9 protein-coding genes and 1 pseudogene are annotated in these 16,158 nt (G+C 69.8%); 6 read left to right on the forward strand and 4 right to left on the reverse strand.

The features are described from left to right. Positions 1-13: 13 nt before the first annotated feature. A complete protein-coding gene (locus OG819_RS22940) occupies positions 14-934 on the forward strand; it encodes a sugar ABC transporter permease (protein ID WP_266624231.1) in 921 nt (306 codons plus the stop codon). 217 nt (positions 935-1,151) lie between these two features. After that, on the forward strand, positions 1,152-2,831 hold the full coding sequence (locus OG819_RS22945; RefSeq protein ID WP_266651049.1) for a glycoside hydrolase family 13 protein: 1,680 nt from the start codon (positions 1,152-1,154) through the stop codon (positions 2,829-2,831). An 86-nt stretch (positions 2,832-2,917) separates the two neighbouring features. On the opposite strand, the pseudogene OG819_RS22950 reads toward OG819_RS22945, so the two are convergent. Beyond that, positions 2,918-3,205 (reverse strand): annotated as a pseudogene (locus OG819_RS22950) (alpha-amylase family glycosyl hydrolase); the annotation flags it as partial. Positions 3,206-3,731: 526 nt separating this feature from the next. Between OG819_RS22950 and OG819_RS22955 the strand changes: the two are divergent. From OG819_RS22955 to OG819_RS22970, 4 genes are all read left to right on the forward strand, one after another. Beyond that, entirely contained in the window at positions 3,732-5,114 is a 1,383-nt protein-coding gene (locus tag OG819_RS22955) for an alpha-amylase family protein (RefSeq protein WP_266624227.1), read from the forward strand. 186 nt (positions 5,115-5,300) lie between these two features. Continuing rightward, positions 5,301-10,655 carry a pullulanase-type alpha-1,6-glucosidase gene (gene pulA, locus OG819_RS22960; protein WP_266652816.1) on the forward strand — a complete coding sequence of 1,785 codons (5,355 nt, stop codon included), beginning with the start codon at positions 5,301-5,303 and terminating at the stop codon, positions 10,653-10,655. Positions 10,656-10,725: 70 nt separating this feature from the next. Next, the gene (locus tag OG819_RS22965; protein ID WP_266634271.1) at positions 10,726-12,345 is read left to right on the forward strand and encodes a fused response regulator/phosphatase; all 1,620 of its coding nucleotides are present in this window, start codon (positions 10,726-10,728) and stop codon (positions 12,343-12,345) included. Between the two features lie 27 nt (positions 12,346-12,372). Then, complete coding sequence (locus OG819_RS22970; RefSeq protein WP_266582144.1) at positions 12,373-12,732, forward strand: 5-carboxymethyl-2-hydroxymuconate Delta-isomerase; 360 nt, start codon at positions 12,373-12,375, stop codon at positions 12,730-12,732. 3 nt (positions 12,733-12,735) lie between these two features. Here the strand turns inward: OG819_RS22970 and OG819_RS22975 are convergent, their stop codons facing one another. The 3 genes from OG819_RS22975 to OG819_RS22985 all read right to left on the reverse strand — a co-directional run bounded on the left by OG819_RS22975 (position 12,736) and on the right by OG819_RS22985 (position 16,082). Then, a complete protein-coding gene (locus tag OG819_RS22975; RefSeq protein ID WP_266624223.1) occupies positions 12,736-13,440 on the reverse strand; it encodes a TetR/AcrR family transcriptional regulator in 705 nt (234 codons plus the stop codon). A 140-nt stretch (positions 13,441-13,580) separates the two neighbouring features. Beyond that, a complete protein-coding gene (locus tag OG819_RS22980; RefSeq protein WP_266624221.1) occupies positions 13,581-15,497 on the reverse strand; it encodes a hypothetical protein in 1,917 nt (638 codons plus the stop codon). A gap of 48 nt (positions 15,498-15,545) precedes the next feature. Beyond that, the gene (locus OG819_RS22985; RefSeq protein WP_266634269.1) at positions 15,546-16,082 is read right to left on the reverse strand and encodes a tetratricopeptide repeat protein; all 537 of its coding nucleotides are present in this window, start codon (positions 16,080-16,082) and stop codon (positions 15,546-15,548) included. Between the last annotated feature and the right edge of the window lie 76 nt (positions 16,083-16,158).

Consider the following 16,158-nt stretch of genomic DNA (forward strand, 5'->3'; position numbering starts at 1 on the left):
GGCAGGAGCCCCCATGAGTGCCACCACACCCCCCGACACCAAGCCCAAGCGGCCGGTCGCGTGGACCGTTCTTGCGTCTCTGTCGCGTGGCCCAGCCCGCCAGCGCGGAAAGCGCAGCCTCCCCGCCTCCCTCGCCTCCCATGGCATCCTCATCGTCGCGAGCCTGATCGCGCTCTTCCCGATCGTCTGGCTGGTCTTCCTGTCCCTCGGCCCGGACAAGGACGACTATCTGCACCCCGGACGTATCTGGGACAAGATGACGTTCGACAACTACTCGTTCGTGCTCGGGCACACGAACTTCTTCGAGTGGATGAAGAGTTCGCTCATCGTCTCGCTCGGCACCACGGTCATCGGCGTGATGGTCGCCGCCACCACCGGCTACGCGGTCTCCCGCATGCGCTTCCCCGGCTACAAGAAGTTCATGTGGGTGCTCCTGGTCACCCAGATGTTCCCGATCGCCGTGCTCATCGTGCCGATGTACCAGATCCTCTCGGACCTGCAGCTCATCGACACCTACCTCGGTCTCATCCTCGTCTATTGCTCGACCGCGGTGCCGTACAGCGCCTGGCTGCTCAAGGGCTACTTCGACACCATCCCGTTCGAGATCGACGAGGCGGGACGCGTCGACGGACTGAGCCCCTTCGGCACCTTCTTCCGGCTGATCCTGCCGCTGGCCAAACCGGGCCTGGCCGTCGCCGCGTTCTACACCTTCATCACCGCGTTCGGTGAGGTCGCCTTCGCCTCCACGTTCATGCTGGACGACACGAAGTACACCTTCGCCGTCGGTCTGCAGAGCTTCGTCAGCGAGCACGACGCGCAGCGCAACCTCATGGCCGCCATGGCCGTGCTGGTCGCGATCCCCGTCGCCGTCTTCTTCTACCTCGTGCAGAAGAACCTGGTGACCGGCCTGACCGCGGGCGGAACGAAGGGCTGATCCGCCTTCGACGCCCGAAACTCCCGCGCGGCCATCGCGCGGGTGGCGGCCGCGGTGTCCATCCGACCCCGCCGACACCGCGGCCGCCTGATCCCCCCCGCCTCCGACGTTTCCTCCCCGAGCCCCGGCCTCGCCCGAGCGGAGGGGGGACACCCCGAACTCCTCCCCCACTCTCGGCCTCGCTCGAGCGGGGGACCCCCACCGCATCAAGGACGCCATGAGCCAGCACTCCGCCGACCAGGCCCCGACCTCCGCTCTCGCCACCGTCGCCGCCCACCGCGACTGGTGGCGCGACGCGGTGATCTACCAGGTCTATCCGCGCAGCTTCGCCGACAGCAACGGCGACGGCATGGGCGACCTGGAGGGCGTACGTTCCCGACTCCCGTACCTGCGCGACCTCGGCGTGGACGCCGTGTGGCTGAGCCCCTTCTACGCCTCGCCCCAGGCCGACGCCGGCTACGACGTGGCGGACTACCGGGCCGTCGAGCCCATGTTCGGCAACCTTCTGGACGCCGACGCCCTCATCCGCGACGCCCACGAACTGGGTCTGCGGATCATCGTCGACCTGGTCCCCAACCACTCGTCCGACCAGCACGAGTGGTTCAAGCGGGCCCTGTACGAAGGCCCCGGATCGCCGCTGCGGGAGCGCTACCACTTCCGGCCCGGCAAGGGCGAGAACGGTGAACTGCCGCCCAACGACTGGGAGTCCATCTTCGGCGGCCCCGCCTGGACCCGGGTCACCGAGCAGGACGGCACCCCCGGCGACTGGTACCTGCACCTCTTCGCGCCCGAGCAGCCGGACTTCAACTGGGAGCACCCGGCGGTGGGCGACGAGTTCCGCTCGGTCCTGCGCTTCTGGCTGGACATGGGCGTCGACGGCTTCCGTATCGACGTGGCGCACGGCCTGGTGAAGGCGGAGGGCCTGCCGGATCTGGGTGGCCACGACCAGCTGAAGCTCCTGGGCAACGATGTCATGCCGTTCTTCGACCAGGACGGCGTGCACGCCATCTACCGCCAGTGGCGCACGGTCCTCGACGAGTACGCCGGCGAGCGCATCTTCGTCGCCGAGGCGTGGACCCCCACGGTCGAGCGCACCGCCAACTACGTGCGCCCCGACGAGCTGCACCAGGCCTTCAACTTCCAATACCTGGGCACTTACTGGGACGCGGCCGAGCTGCGCTCCGTCATCGACCGCACGCTGGACGCGATGCGGCCCGTGGGCGCCCCCTCGACCTGGGTGCTGTCCAACCACGATGTGACCCGGCACGCCACGCGCTTCGCCAACGAGGCCGGGCTGGGTACCCAGATCCGCACCGCGGGCGACCGGGAACTGGGGCTGCGCCGGGCGCGCGCGGCCACCCTGCTGATGCTGGCGCTGCCCGGCTCCGCCTACCTGTACCAGGGCGAGGAACTCGGCCTGCCGGACGTGGTGGATCTGCCGGACGAGGTGCGCCAGGACCCCGCCTTCTTCCGGGGCGCCGGACAGGACGGGTTCCGTGACGGCTGCCGGGTGCCGATCCCGTGGACCCGTACCGGCTCCTCGTACGGCTTCGGCAGCGGCGGCAGCTGGCTTCCGCAGCCTGCCGAGTGGGCGGAGCTGAGCGTCGAGGCGCAGACGGGGGTCGAGGGCTCGACCCTGGAGATGTACCGCGGCGCGCTGGCCGTCCGGCGTGCGCGGCCCGACCTCGGCGCGGGCGACGCCGTCACCTGGCTGGACGCGCCCGAGGGCGTCATCGCCTTCCGCCGTGGGGACTTCGTCTGCACCGCGAACACCGGGGGCGAGGCGGTGACCGTACCGGCGTACGGCCGTGTGCTTCTCGCCAGCGGTGAGGTGACCCCGTCGCAGGGCGGCGAGGCGAAGCTGCCGGCGGACGTCACCGTCTGGTGGGCCGCCTGACGTACACGTGAGCGGTGCTCCGGTCCACGAGGACCGGAGCACCGCTCTGTGTGTTTGGCCGCGTCGATGCGGAAGCTGTCGACTCCCAGGTCGATCTGCTTGTTCAGGAAGCCGGTGATCTTCGTGCGGACGCGGTTCTCGGCGGTGTCCAGGTCGGTCAGGCCGAGGAGTGCGCAGTGCTGGACCTGGTAGCGGTTGGACCAGTCCGAGATTGTGGTCGTGCAGTCGTCGCTGTCGGCCGGGTCGTTGTCCGGGGTGTCGTACGTGTCGGTGATGGTCGTGCCGTCGTAGCCGGTGCCGGTCTGTGTGGCGGTGTGGTTGATCACCGCGTCGGTGTAGACCTTGATGCCGGCCGCATGACACCTGTCGACCATGACCTTGAAGCCGGCCGCGGTGCCGAAGCGGCTGTTCAGGTTGTAGGAGTACGGCTGGTAGACGTCCCACCAGGAGGAGTTGGACTGCTTCAGGGACTCGGCGGGCGGGACCACTTGCACCGCTCCGTACCCGGCCGGGTCGAGAACGTTCGTGCACTCGGAAGCGACCGACTGCCAGTTCCATTCCCATCCCACAGGTTGGCGATCACATCGCCGTTGGGGACACCGGTGTCCACCGCGGCGGCCTGCTGGGCGGACAGCGCGGTCGGACCGCCGAGCGCCGGCGCCGCGGTCACCAGCAGTCTGGTGATCCTTCTGCGGGGTAAGACCATCGTGGTGTGGCTCCTCTCCGGATCCGGTCGACTCGACCGGGATGCGCCGGGGTTGACACGTGTGGAGCGTGGGACCGCCGAAGGGGCCGCGTCAATACGGCTGTTGAAATTTATTGCGACATCTTGCTGAAACTTGATTGCAAGGGATACGTTCCGATCCCCCCACCCGCACGACGAAGTGCAGGAGCACCCACATGGCAAGGAAAACGCTTGCCGCCTCGTTCGCCCTCGCGGCGGGCCTGGCGGTCTCGGTGGCCGTTCCCCCAAGCACGGCGGTGGCATCCCCACCCGGCACCAAGGACGTCACCGCCGTCCTGTTCGAGTGGAAATTCGACTCGGTCGCCAAGGAATGCACCAACACACTGGGCCCCGCCGGATACGGCTACGTCCAGGTCTCCCCGCCCGCCGAGCACATACAGGGCTCGCAGTGGTGGACCTCGTACCAGCCCGTGAGCTACAGGATCGCCGGGCGACTCGGTGACGCCACCGCCTTCAAGAACATGGTCAACACCTGCCACGCGGCCGGTGTGAAGGTCGTGACCGACACGGTGATCAACCACATGGCGGCCGGTTCCGGCACCGGCACCGGCGGCTCTTCGTACACGAAGTACAACTACCCGGGCCTGTACTCGTCCTACGACATGGACGACTGCACCGCCACCATCAGCGACTACACCAACCGCGCCAACGTCCAGAACTGCGAACTCGTCGGTCTCGCCGATCTGGACACCGGCGAGGAGTACGTCCGGTCGACCATCGCCGGCTACATGAACACCCTGCTCGGATACGGCGTCGACGGCTTCCGCATCGACGCGGCCAAGCACATCCCCGCGACCGACCTGGCCGACATCAAGTCCCGGCTGAGCAATCCGTCCGTGTACTGGAAGCAGGAGGTCATCTACGGCTCGGGCGAGGCCGTCCAGCCGACCGAGTACACGGGCAACGGCGACGTGCAGGAGTTCCGGTACGCGTACGACCTCAAGCGGGTCTTTAACAACGAGAACCTCGCCTACCTGAGGAACTACGGCGAGGGCTGGGGCTACATGAGCAGCTCTGTCGCGGGTGTGTTCGTCGACAACCACGACACCGAGCGCAACGGCTCGACGCTCAACTACAAGGACGGCGCGAACTACACCCTCGCGAACGTCTTCATGCTCGCGTATCCGTACGGTGCGCCCGACATCAACTCCGGCTACGAGTGGTCCGACGCGGACGCCGGACCGCCCAACGGCGGAACGGTCAACAGCTGTTGGCAGGACGGCTGGAAGTGCCAGCACGCCTGGCCGGAGATCGAGTCGATGGTCGCCTTCCGCAACACCACCCGCGGGCAGTCCCTCACCAACTGGTGGGACAACGGCGGCGACGCCATCGCCTTCGGTCGCGGCAGCAAGGGCTTCGTGGCCATCAACCACGAGTCCTCCTCGCTGTCCCGCACATACACCACCTCGCTCGCCGCGGGCACGTACTGCAACGTACAGAACAACACCAGCATCACAGTCAACAGTTCTGGGCAGTTCACCGCGACGCTGGGCTCCAACACGGCACTCGCGATCTACACGGGCAAGTCCAACTGCTGAAAGCCCTTGCCGGGTATTGCAAGACTCTTGCTGTAAACCTTGCGTGAGCGATACGGTCACGCGGGCGTTCGGCACTGGGGCCGAGACGCTGCGCGGGGTCGGACCCGAGTACGCCGTAATCGCTAGGAGTTCACACCTGTGGACCTGATACCGAGAGGGCCGGCGCGAAGCTCCGGCCGCGCCAGGCTGCGCGCAACCGTCCTCGCCGCCGCATTGGCCGTATCGCTTGCGCAACCCCTCGCTGCGCGGGCCGAGACCCCGCCCGCTCCCCCTTCCGACGCCAAGCTCGCCGCCGAACCGGCCCGGCACGACGACACGCGCGAGCAGTTCTACTTCGTTATGCCGGATCGTTTCGCCAATGGCGACACGTCCAACGACCGCGGAGGGCTGACCGGTTCGCGCCTTGCCACCGGGTACGACCCCACGGACAAGGGCTTCTACCAGGGCGGTGACCTGAAGGGGCTGACCGGCAAGCTCGACTACATCAAGGGGCTCGGGACCACCGCCATCTGGATGGCGCCGATCTTCAAGAACCAGGCCGTGCAGGGCACGGGGAGCAACGCCTCTGCCGGGTACCACGGTTACTGGATCACCGACTTCACCCAGGTCGACCCGCACTTCGGCACCAACAAGGACCTCTCGACTCTCATCTCCAAGGCGCACGCCAAGGGCATGAAGGTCTTCTTCGACGTCATCACCAACCACACGGCCGATGTCGTCGACTACGAGCAGAAGTCCTACGACTACCTCTCCAAGGGGGCGTTCCCGTATCTGACCAAGGACGGGAAGCCCTTCGACGACGCCGACTACGCGGCGGGAGGCGCCGGCTTCCCGTCCGTGGGCGCCGGCTCCTTCCCCCGTACGCCCGTCGTGCCCGCCGCCAAGAAGAACGCCAAGGTGCCGTCCTGGCTCAACGACCCGACGATGTACCACAACCGCGGCGACTCCACCTATGCCGGCGAGTCCACCACCTACGGCGACTTCTCGGGCCTGGACGACCTGTGGACCGAGCGTCCCGAGGTCGTCAGCGGCATGGAGAAGATCTACGAGAAGTGGGTCAGGGACTTCGGCGTCGACGGCTTCCGGATCGACACCGTGAAGCATGTGGACATGGAGTTCTGGACGCAGTGGGCCACCGCGCTCGACACGTACGCGGCCGAGCGGGGTCGGAAGAACTTCTTCATGTTCGGCGAGGTCTACTCCGCCGACACGTCGATCACCTCCCCGTATGTCACCCAGGGCCGGCTCGACGCCACCCTCGACTTCCCCTTCCAGGACGCGGCACGCTCGTACGCCTCCCAGGGCGGCAGCGCCAAGAAGCTCGCCTCGGTCTTCGGTGACGACTACAAGTACACGACCGACAAGGCCAACGCGTACGAGCAGGTCACCTTCCTCGGCAACCACGACATGGGCCGCATCGGGTACTTCCTGAACCAGGACAACCCGAAGGCCACCGACGCCGAGCTGGTGAAGAAGGACGAGCTCGCCAACGAGCTGATGTTCCTCGGCCGCGGCAACCCGGTCGTCTACTACGGCGACGAGCAGGGCTTCACCGGCGCGGGCGGCGACAAGGACGCCCGTCAGACGATGTTCGCCTCCAAGGTCCCCGACTACCTCGACGACGACGAACTCGGCACCGACCGCACCCACGCGAGCGACGCCTACGACACGAGCGCACCGCTCTACAAGGAGATCGCCGCTCTCTCGAAGCTCCGCAAGGACAACCCGGCCCTCGCGGACGGGGTGCAGACCGAGCGCTACGCGGCCGACGGGGCGGGCGTCTACGCCTTCTCCCGTACGGGCGGCGACAAGACCGAGTACCTCGTCGCCCTCAACAACGCGGACGAGGCGAAGACGGCGACCTTCGCGACCGGCTCCGCCGATATGACCTTCCGGGGGATCTACGGGACCTCCTTCCGGCTGACGAGCGACGCCGACAAGAACGTCACCGTCACCGTCCCGGCCCATTCCGCCGTCGTCCTCAAGGCGGCCCGCCCGCTCGGCGCCCCCGCCGCGAAGCCCTCACTCACCCTGAAGGCACCGGACGCGGGCGCGTCCGGCACCGTCGAGCTCGGCGCCGACGTCACCGGCGGTCGGCTCGACCGTGTCGTCTTCGCCGCCCAGGTGGGCAACGGCAGGTGGCGGACGCTCGGCTCCGCCGACCACGCCCCGTACAAGGTCACCCAGACCCTCGGCAAGGACGTACCCGCCGGGACCGCCCTGCGCTACAAGGCGGTGGTCGTCGACTCGGCCGGGCACACGGCGAGCGCGACGGCCACGAGTACGAGTGGCACACCGCCCACCGCCGAAGTCCCCACCGCCTCCTCGCGCGACTACGCGATCGTCCACTACAAGCGCACCGACGGCGACTACACCGACTGGCGCCTCTACGCCTGGGGCGACCTGGCCGACGGCGAGTCGACGACCTGGCCTGCGGGCCACGACTTCATCGGCCGGGACGCCTACGGGGCCTTCGCCTACGTGAAGTTGAAGCCGGGCGCGTCCAGTGTGGGCTTCCTCGTCATCGACAAGGACGGCAACAAGGACGTCGCCACCGACCGCACGATCGACGTCACCAAGACGGGCGAGGTCTGGGTCGAGCAGGGCAAGGAGGCCGTACAGACCCAGCGGCCCGACTACCCGGCGCAGGACACGACCAAGGCCGTCCTGCACTACCACCGCGCCGACGGCGACTACACCGGCTGGGGACTGCACGTCTGGTCCGGGGCCGCGACGCCCACGGACTGGTCCAAGCCCCTGGAGCCGGTGAAGACTGACGCCTATGGCGCTGTCTTCGAGGTGCAGCTCGCCGAGGGTGCCACCAGCCTGAGTTACATCCTCCACAAGGGCGACGAGAAGGACCTCCCGACCGACCAGTCGCTCGACCTCGCCGCGAACGGCCACGAGGTGTGGCTGGTGAACGGCCAGGAGAAGTACCTGCTCCCACAGCCCGCGGGCAGCGCGGCCGCGCTCGACCTGACCACCTCCAAGGCGGTCTGGATCGACCGGAACACCGTCGCCTGGAACGGCTCCGAGGCCGCGGCCTCCACCCAGTTGCTGTACTCCCACGACGGCTCGATCGCCGTCAAGGACGGGACGCTGACCAGCGACGACGAGCGGTGGCTCCGGCTGTCGAAGACCACCCTCAGCGACGCCCAGAAGGCCGCGTTCCCGTACCTCAAGGACTACACCGCCTGGTCCGTCGACCCGCGCGACCGAGGCCGGGTGAAGGAGGCCCTGAAGGGTCAGCTCGTCGCCTCGCAACGAGCCGCCAACGGCGCCGTGCCGGCGGCCACGGGCGTCCAGATCGCCGGCGTACTCGACGATCTGTACGACGCGACCGAGGCGCAGCTGGGTCCGACGTTCCGCGACGGGCGTCCCACGCTGGCCGTATGGGCGCCGACCGCGCAGAGCGTGGCGCTGGAGCTCGACGGCTCCACGGTCGCCATGAAGAGGAACGACACCACCGGCGTCTGGTCCGTCACCGGCGCGAAGTCCTGGCGGAACAAGCCCTACCGGTACGTCGTGAAGGTGTGGGCGCCCACCGTCGGCAAGGTCGTCACCAACAAGGTCACCGACCCGTACTCGCTCGCCCTCACCACCGACTCCGAGCGCAGCCTCGTCGTCGACCTGACGGACAGGTCCCTCGCCCCGAGCGGCTGGTCCTCGCTGAAGAAGCCCAAGGCCGTACCGCTGCGGGACGCCCAGATCCAGGAGCTGCACATCCGGGACTTCTCGGTGGCGGACAAGACCGTCCCCGCGAAGGACCAGGGCACCTACCTCGCCTTCACCGACAAGAACAGCGACGGGTCCAAGCATCTGCGGGCCCTTGCCCGGTCGGGCACCTCGTACGTCCACCTCCTGCCCGCCTTCGACATCGCCACCATCCCCGAGAAGAAGTCCGACCAGGCCACCACCGGCTGCGACCTCGCCTCCTACCCCGCCGACTCCCAGAAGCAGCAGGAGTGCGTCGCCGCGATCGCCGCCAAGGACGCCTACAACTGGGGCTACGACCCCTACCACTACACGGTCCCGGAGGGCTCGTACGCGAGCGACCCGGACGGCACCGGCCGTACGGTCGAGTTCCGCCGGATGGTCAAGTCGCTGAACGAGGACGGCCTGCGAGTCGTCATGGACGTGGTCTACAACCACACCGCCGCCAGTGGTCAGGCGGACACCTCCGTGCTCGACAGGATCGTGCCCGGCTACTACCAGCGGCTCCTCGCCGACGGGTCCGTCGCCACCTCCACCTGCTGCGCGAACACGGCCACCGAGAACGCCATGATGGGCAAGCTGGTGGTGGACTCGATCGTCACCTGGGCCAAGGAGTACAAGGTCGACGGCTTCCGCTTCGACCTCATGGGGCACCACCCCAAGGCCAACATCCTGGCGGTCCGCAAGGCCCTCGACGCGCTGACCCCGGCGAAGGACGGGGTCGATGGCAAGAAGATCATCCTGTACGGCGAGGGCTGGAACTTCGGCGAGGTCGCCGACGACGCCCGATTCGTGCAGGCCACCCAGAAGAACATGGCCGGGACGGGCATCGCGACCTTCTCCGACCGGGCGCGCGACGCCGTACGCGGCGGCAGCCCCTTCGACTCCGACCCCGGCGTCCAGGGCTTCGCCTCGGGGCTGTATACCGACCCCAACTCCTCGCCTTCCAATGGCACTTCGGCCGAGCAGAAGGCCCGGCTGCTGCACTACCAGGACCTCATCAAGGTCGGGCTCAGCGGCAACCTCGCCGCCTACCGCTTCACCGACACCGACGGCAAGGAGGTCAAGGGCTCCGAGATCGACTACAACGGCCAGGCGGCCGGATACGCGGCGGCACCGGGCGACGCCCTCGCGTACGCCGACGCGCACGACAACGAGTCCCTGTACGACGCGCTCACCTACAAGCTGCCGGCCGCGACGAGCGCGAGCGACCGGGCCCGGATGCAGGTCCTCGCCATGGCGACCGCCACCCTCTCCCAGGGTCCGTCGCTCTCCCAGGCGGGCTCCGACCTGCTGCGCTCCAAGTCCCTCGACCGCAACTCGTTCGACAGCGGCGACTGGTTCAACGCCATCCACTGGGACTGCCGGGACGGCAACGGCTTCGGACGCGGACTGCCGATGGCGGCCGACAACGCGTCCAAGTGGCCCTACGCCACACCCCTGTTGAGCACCGTCAAGGTGGGATGCCCGCAGATCCAGGGCAGCTCGGACGCGTACCAGGACCTGCAGCGGATCCGGACGACCGAGAGCGTCTTCTCGCTGTCCACCGCCGGCCAGGCGCAGTCGCAGCTCTCCTTCCCGCTGTCCGGCAAGGACGAGACACCCGGCGTGATCACGATGGAGCTCGGCGACCTCGTCGTCGTCTTCAACGCGACTCCCAAGGCACAGGAGCAGACGGTCGGCGCCGTGGCCGGGACGGCGTACGCGCTGCACCCGGTGCAGGCGGCGGGCGCCGACCCTATCGTCAAATCCTCCTCGTACGCGGCGAAATCGGGCACGTTCGCCGTTCCGGGGCGCACTGTGGCGGTATTCTCCCGGATCTCCTGAAAGGGCATTACCTTGGTGGGGCAGACCTCGAACCCCGGTCTGCCCCACCGGTGTGTCCAAGGGCTGGCAGATGGACGTCAACGGCAAGCGGACTGACGCGACCGTGCTGGTCGTGGACGATGTGGCGGCCAGTCGGTACGCCATGAGCGCCGTGCTGCGCCGCGCCGGTCACCAGGTCGTCCCGGTCGCCACCGGCTCCGAGGCGCTCGTCGAACTCGACGTACGGCTGCGCAAGGGCGCCCTGCCCGACGTGGCGCTCATCGACGTGGACCTGCCGGACATGAGCGGCTTCGAACTGTGCCGTCGGCTCAAGGCCCGGCCGCACATGGCCGGCCTGCCCGTCGTGCACTTCTCGGCCGCTGCCATGGCTCCGGGCGACCGGTGCCGGGGCCTGGACGTGGGCGGCGAGGCGTATCTGACGGTGCCCGCCGAGCCCGAGGAGATCGACGCGGTGGTCCGGGCCGCGGTGCGTTCCGCTCGGCTGCGCGCCGACGACCAGGCGCTGGCACGGCGGCTGACGCGGCTGGCGGAGACGGTCGTCGCCATCCAGACGGCGCGCTCCCCGCAGGAACTGGCCAACGCCGCCGCTGACGGCGCCGCGCGCCTCACCGGCTCTCCCGCCGCCGTCTTCGTGCTCGGCCCGGACGACGAGCTGTACCGCGGCACCTCACGGGACCGTACCTCGCTCGCGATGCCCGACGAGGGCGCTCACCGGGCCGTGGCCGGTCTGCTCCGACGGCTCGTCCGCGGGCAGTCGGGAGTCCAGATCACCACGGTGCCCGCGCCGCTGTGGCCCGCCGGGTTCTTCCGGCCGGGAGTGCAGCACGACGCCCGTATGGCACTGATCCCCATCCAGGAGGGCCGTGCCTCGGTGTGCCTCGCCACGCCCACCCGCGGTGTGCGCCGGGTCGACCCCGACGACGAGGCGCTGCTGGCCCGGCTCGCCGAGGCCACCGCGCTCGCCGCCGAGCCGCTGCTCATGTACCAGGTCGAACGGCACGTCGCCCTCACCCTCCAGCGCAGCTTCCTGCCCCAGCCGCACCGGCTGGCCGAGCTGCCGGGCGTCGACGTCGTGGTCCGGTACGTGCCCGCGTCCCAGGAGACGGAGATCGGCGGCGACTTCTACGCGGCCCTGCGCACCGACGAGGGCGTGCTCACCGCGGTCGGCGACGTCGTCGGGCACTCGCTGGAGGCGGCCACCGTCATGGTCGAGATCAGGCACGCGCTGCGCGCCTACAGCGTCGACGAGAGCGACCCGGCCGTGCTCGCCGAGCGCCTCGACCGGATGCTCCAGCGCTACCACGCCGAGGTCACCGTCACCGTCTGCCTGGTCCTGGTCGACCCCGCCACCGGACGCACCCGTATCGCCAACGCGGGCCACATCCCGCCGCTGATCGTCCGGGACAGCGGCAGCGCCGACTACGCCAAGGCCGCCGGTCCACTGCTCGGAGTGGGTCTGCCCCACCCGCCGCCCACGGAGCTGTTCCTCGAACCCACCGACCGGCTCCTCATGGTCACCGACGGCCTGATCGAGACCCGGGGCACCGACCTGGCGGTGTCGATGGAGCACCTCCGCGCGGCCGCCATCGGCTCCCTGCCCGGCCTGGACGCCCTGTGCGACACACTCCTCGCCTGCTTCGGCCACGACCGCGAGGACGACATCGCGATGCTGGCGCTGCGACTAGGGTGACCGGGAATCCCTAGAACAGGAGTGCCCATGCCGAACATCACCGTCGAGCATTCCCCGGCTCTCGACCACGTCGACTGGCGCGCCTTCGCCCTCGCGCTGCACCCGGTGGTCGTCGAGACCGCCGCCGCGAAGATCGAGGCGTGCAAGACACGGACGCTGCGCACCGAGGACGAGGTGGTGGGAGCGGAGGCGGACCCGGACGCGCACGCCATCGTGCACGTCACGCTCGCCCTGCTGGCCGGCCGCACCGAGGAGACCAAGGCGAAGCTCACCGAGGCCACCCTCGAGCTGCTGCGCAAGCACATCGATCCCACCGACGGGCTCACGCTGCACGTGTCCGCCGAGGTGCGCGACCTCGACCCGTCGTACCGGAAGTACGTGCAGTAACCGCTATGAGGCGACCGGGGGTGAGGCCAGTGCGAGCAACCGGACGGCGAGGTCGGTGAACGGCCCGTCGCCCGGCTCGCCCTTGAGCGCCTGGTGCAGCAGCGCGCCGAGTTCCTCGTCGTGCGTGGCGCTCACCGCCGCCAGCGCCGCGAAGTCCTGCACGAGCTGCACCTCCAGCTCGCCGCGCGGAATCCGCCGCCCGTCCAGCCAGATCAGCGCCGTCGACTCGACGAGCGAGATCCACGAGCGGATCACCAGCTCCAGGCGGGCGGGCGGATCCTCGATCATCAGGTGCGACAGGATCTGGACGTACGCGGCCTGCCGCACCGCGTCGACGAGCGCGTTGGTCTTCGAGGAGCCGACCGCGGGACCGCCGCGCATCAGCGCCGCGAAACCGGGCCCGTGGTCGTCCACGAAGTCGAAGAACCGGCGCATGACCCGCAGCAGCCGCGAGCCGAGCGAGCCCTCGTGCGGCTCCACGAACCGGCTCGCGAGATCGTCCGAGGCGCGCTGCAACGCCGCCTCGTACAGGCTGAGTTTGCCGGGGAAGTAGTGGTAGACCAACGGTCGCGAGATACCCGCGGCCGAGGCTATCTCGTCGATGGAGACCTCGTCGGGTGAGCGTCGGCTGAAGAGGTCGAGGGCGACGCCGATCAACTGCTGCCGCCGCTCCTCGACACCCATCCTGCGGCGTACCCGGGTTGTCATGCGAACACCTTACCGATCGAATCCGGCCCCGAACGGGCCGGTCCGGCCATGGTCGTTCACAGGTCCGACATGATGCGGTCACCGCGCGCCTTGGAATGTTCCGCAGAATCCCTGCTCGCCATCAGGCCCCCGGGGACCGGCTAGCGCAGTCCGCTGACCGTCCGCCCGTCCGTCAGGGTTCCCTTCAGCCCGGCCTGATCCCCCTGCTTCGTGCGTACGGCGAGCAGCGCGCCGCGCGCCGACCCGCTCACCCCGCCCGTCGTGCTGATCGAGGCGGTGTCCTTGCTGCCCGCCGCGAGGAGATACCAGTCGCCCGTGCCCGACTTCCACAGCACACCCGCCAGCACATGGGGGTCACGGGGGCCGCACGCGGGCGAGTTCTGAGCCTTCGCCGCGACCGCGCCGTACGGCCCGCCCGGCGTGTGGAACTGCGCCAGGACACGGGTGCCGTCGCCCCGCCAGGTGTCGGCTCGGGTGCACACCCACGCGGCCTGCCCGCTCGCGTCGGGCAGCGGCTGCTGCGCGTACTGCCAGGCGTTCACGGACCGCACGCCCTCGGAACGCACGGCGGCCAGCGAGCAGGCGAACGGCGCCCAGTTCCGCAGCGCCGCCGGGCCCGCGACCTCGTGGGGCGCGGCGGGCGGTCCCGAGGTGAGATGGGCCGGGATCAGCTCGCCGAGGTCGGTCAGCAGGTGCGGGCCCGAGGTGTCGGTCACCTCCATGACGTTCCACGAGGTGCAGGCGCCGGTCGGGGCCGGACCGGCCAGCGGGGTGCTGACGCCGTCGGCCGAGAGGGTGAGGGGCGTCGGGCCCGCGGTCGGCTTCATCAGGTCGCGCTCGGCGGCCTTGGTCACCCAGGGGGCGGTCAGATAGCGGACGTTGCCGTCGGCCCGGTCCAGGACGAGCGCCTCCGCCTCGGCACCGGTCGCGCCGTCGACCCGGGCGAAGTCGAGGGCCGCGCCACCCGTGCCGTCGCGCGGCTCCGCGTACCGGGCGATGCGCAGTCCGTCGTAGAACAGCACCACGCGCGCCTGGTCCACGTCACCGGCGTACAGCAGTTGCGGTGGTCCGGCCGGGGCGCCCGAGGGGGTGCCGGGCGTCGCCGAGACCTGCACGGACTCGCCGGGCCGGGCCCAGACGGCGAGCGCGCGGCGCAGCAGCGCGGTGTCCCCGGCGAGGTTGCCGCGCGCGGGCCACACGGAGAAGTCGGTGCGTGCGGACGACCGCCACGCCGTCGGGGCGATCCGTGTCACCCTCCCGGGGTCGAGGGCGGCCTCGGCGGCCGGGTTCTGCGCGTACGGCGGGGCGGCGGCGCCGTCGGGTCCCCAGCCGCCGCTGGGCAGGGCGAGCAGCGCGCCGCAGACGGCCGCCGCGACGCCGGCGGCGAGCGCGGCCTTCATGTGCTGCCTGCGCCGCATCAGGTCGGTGGGCCGGGCGTGCAGCGAACAGGGGTCGAACTCGGGGGACAGGAGCAGGGCGTCCTTGGCCTCGACGCCGCCCGCCTCCTTCAGCGCCGCGCCCGGATCGTCGACGCCCGCCGCCGTCAGCACCTTGCGCACGTCGGACTCGGGCAGCCTCTCCAGACCGCGCAGGACGTACGCCGCGCGGGCGGCCGCGGACAGGGCCGACAGCCGCTGGTCCAGGGCGAGTTCGTCGGCGCCGCCCGAACGCGGGAAGAGCCTGAGGCCCCACACCTGGGGCAGCAGCGGCGGCAGCTGGGACCGCTTGGGCCAGGCCGCGCGCCGCAGCGGTACGCCCGCCTCCAGTGCCGTACGCACGACCTGGAGGCGTACCAGGGCGTAGCCGGGGTCGCCGTCGCGGCCGGTGGCCTGGGCCGGGATCAGGGTGGCGGTCCTGCGGCCCCGGGGCAGGGCCCGCTGGGTGAGGGCGTGCGCGGTCAGTACCCGCCGGTTGCGGCCGAGGCTCGGCGGCAGCACCAGGTAGGCGAGCCGGACGAGCCGCGGGTAGTGCTCGACGAGGGCGGCCTCGGCCTGCTCGACGTCGACGACCGGTCCTGGGGAGGCTGCGGAGCGCTGGGCTACATCCTGTGACTGCACGTTCAGCAAAACGAGCGAATCGGTCGATGGTCACCTGGCTCCGGGGAGTTACTCCCCGGGCTGTACGAGCAGCCGCGCGTAGTTCGCCATCGACCGCTGGTAGCGCGGCAGATGGGGCGCGAGGGCGGTGATCACCAGCGAGAGGCCCTCGCGTTCGCGGCCGAGGTCGGCGAGGCAGAGCGCGAGGCAGGCGCGTACGGCATCGTCCAACTCGTCCGGGGGAGCGTCGAGTTCGGGAGTGAGGAGCTTGACGCCCTCCTCGGCCTGCCCGGTGTTCCGCAGGGAACTGGCGAGTTGGATCTTGGTGCGGCGGGCACGGTAGCCACTGAGGCCGCGGGCGAGCGCCTCCCGGTACAGCGGTACGGCCCGGTCCGAGTGGCCGGTGGAGTCCCAGGCGCAGGCCCGCTCGAAGGGGCCGAGGGGGCTGTCCCCGGGCAGTTCGGCGACCAGTGTGTCGATCACCGCCCGGAAGTCCGCCGCGTCCGCTTCTTCGTAGTCGTCGAACGTGGCCCAGGCCGCCGCCGTACGCTCTTCCCAGTCTTCGATCACGGCCACACCTTCGCACACACGTGCCCGTTGCGGCATCGGCATTCCCACAGGGTGTCTTTCCGTCCGTAACGGGGGCGATTGAGCACTTGGCGTGCCGGAGCCGTATCGAAGG

This window comes from Streptomyces sp. NBC_01549, assembly GCF_026339955.1.
Classification (GTDB): domain Bacteria; phylum Actinomycetota; class Actinomycetes; order Streptomycetales; family Streptomycetaceae; genus Streptomyces.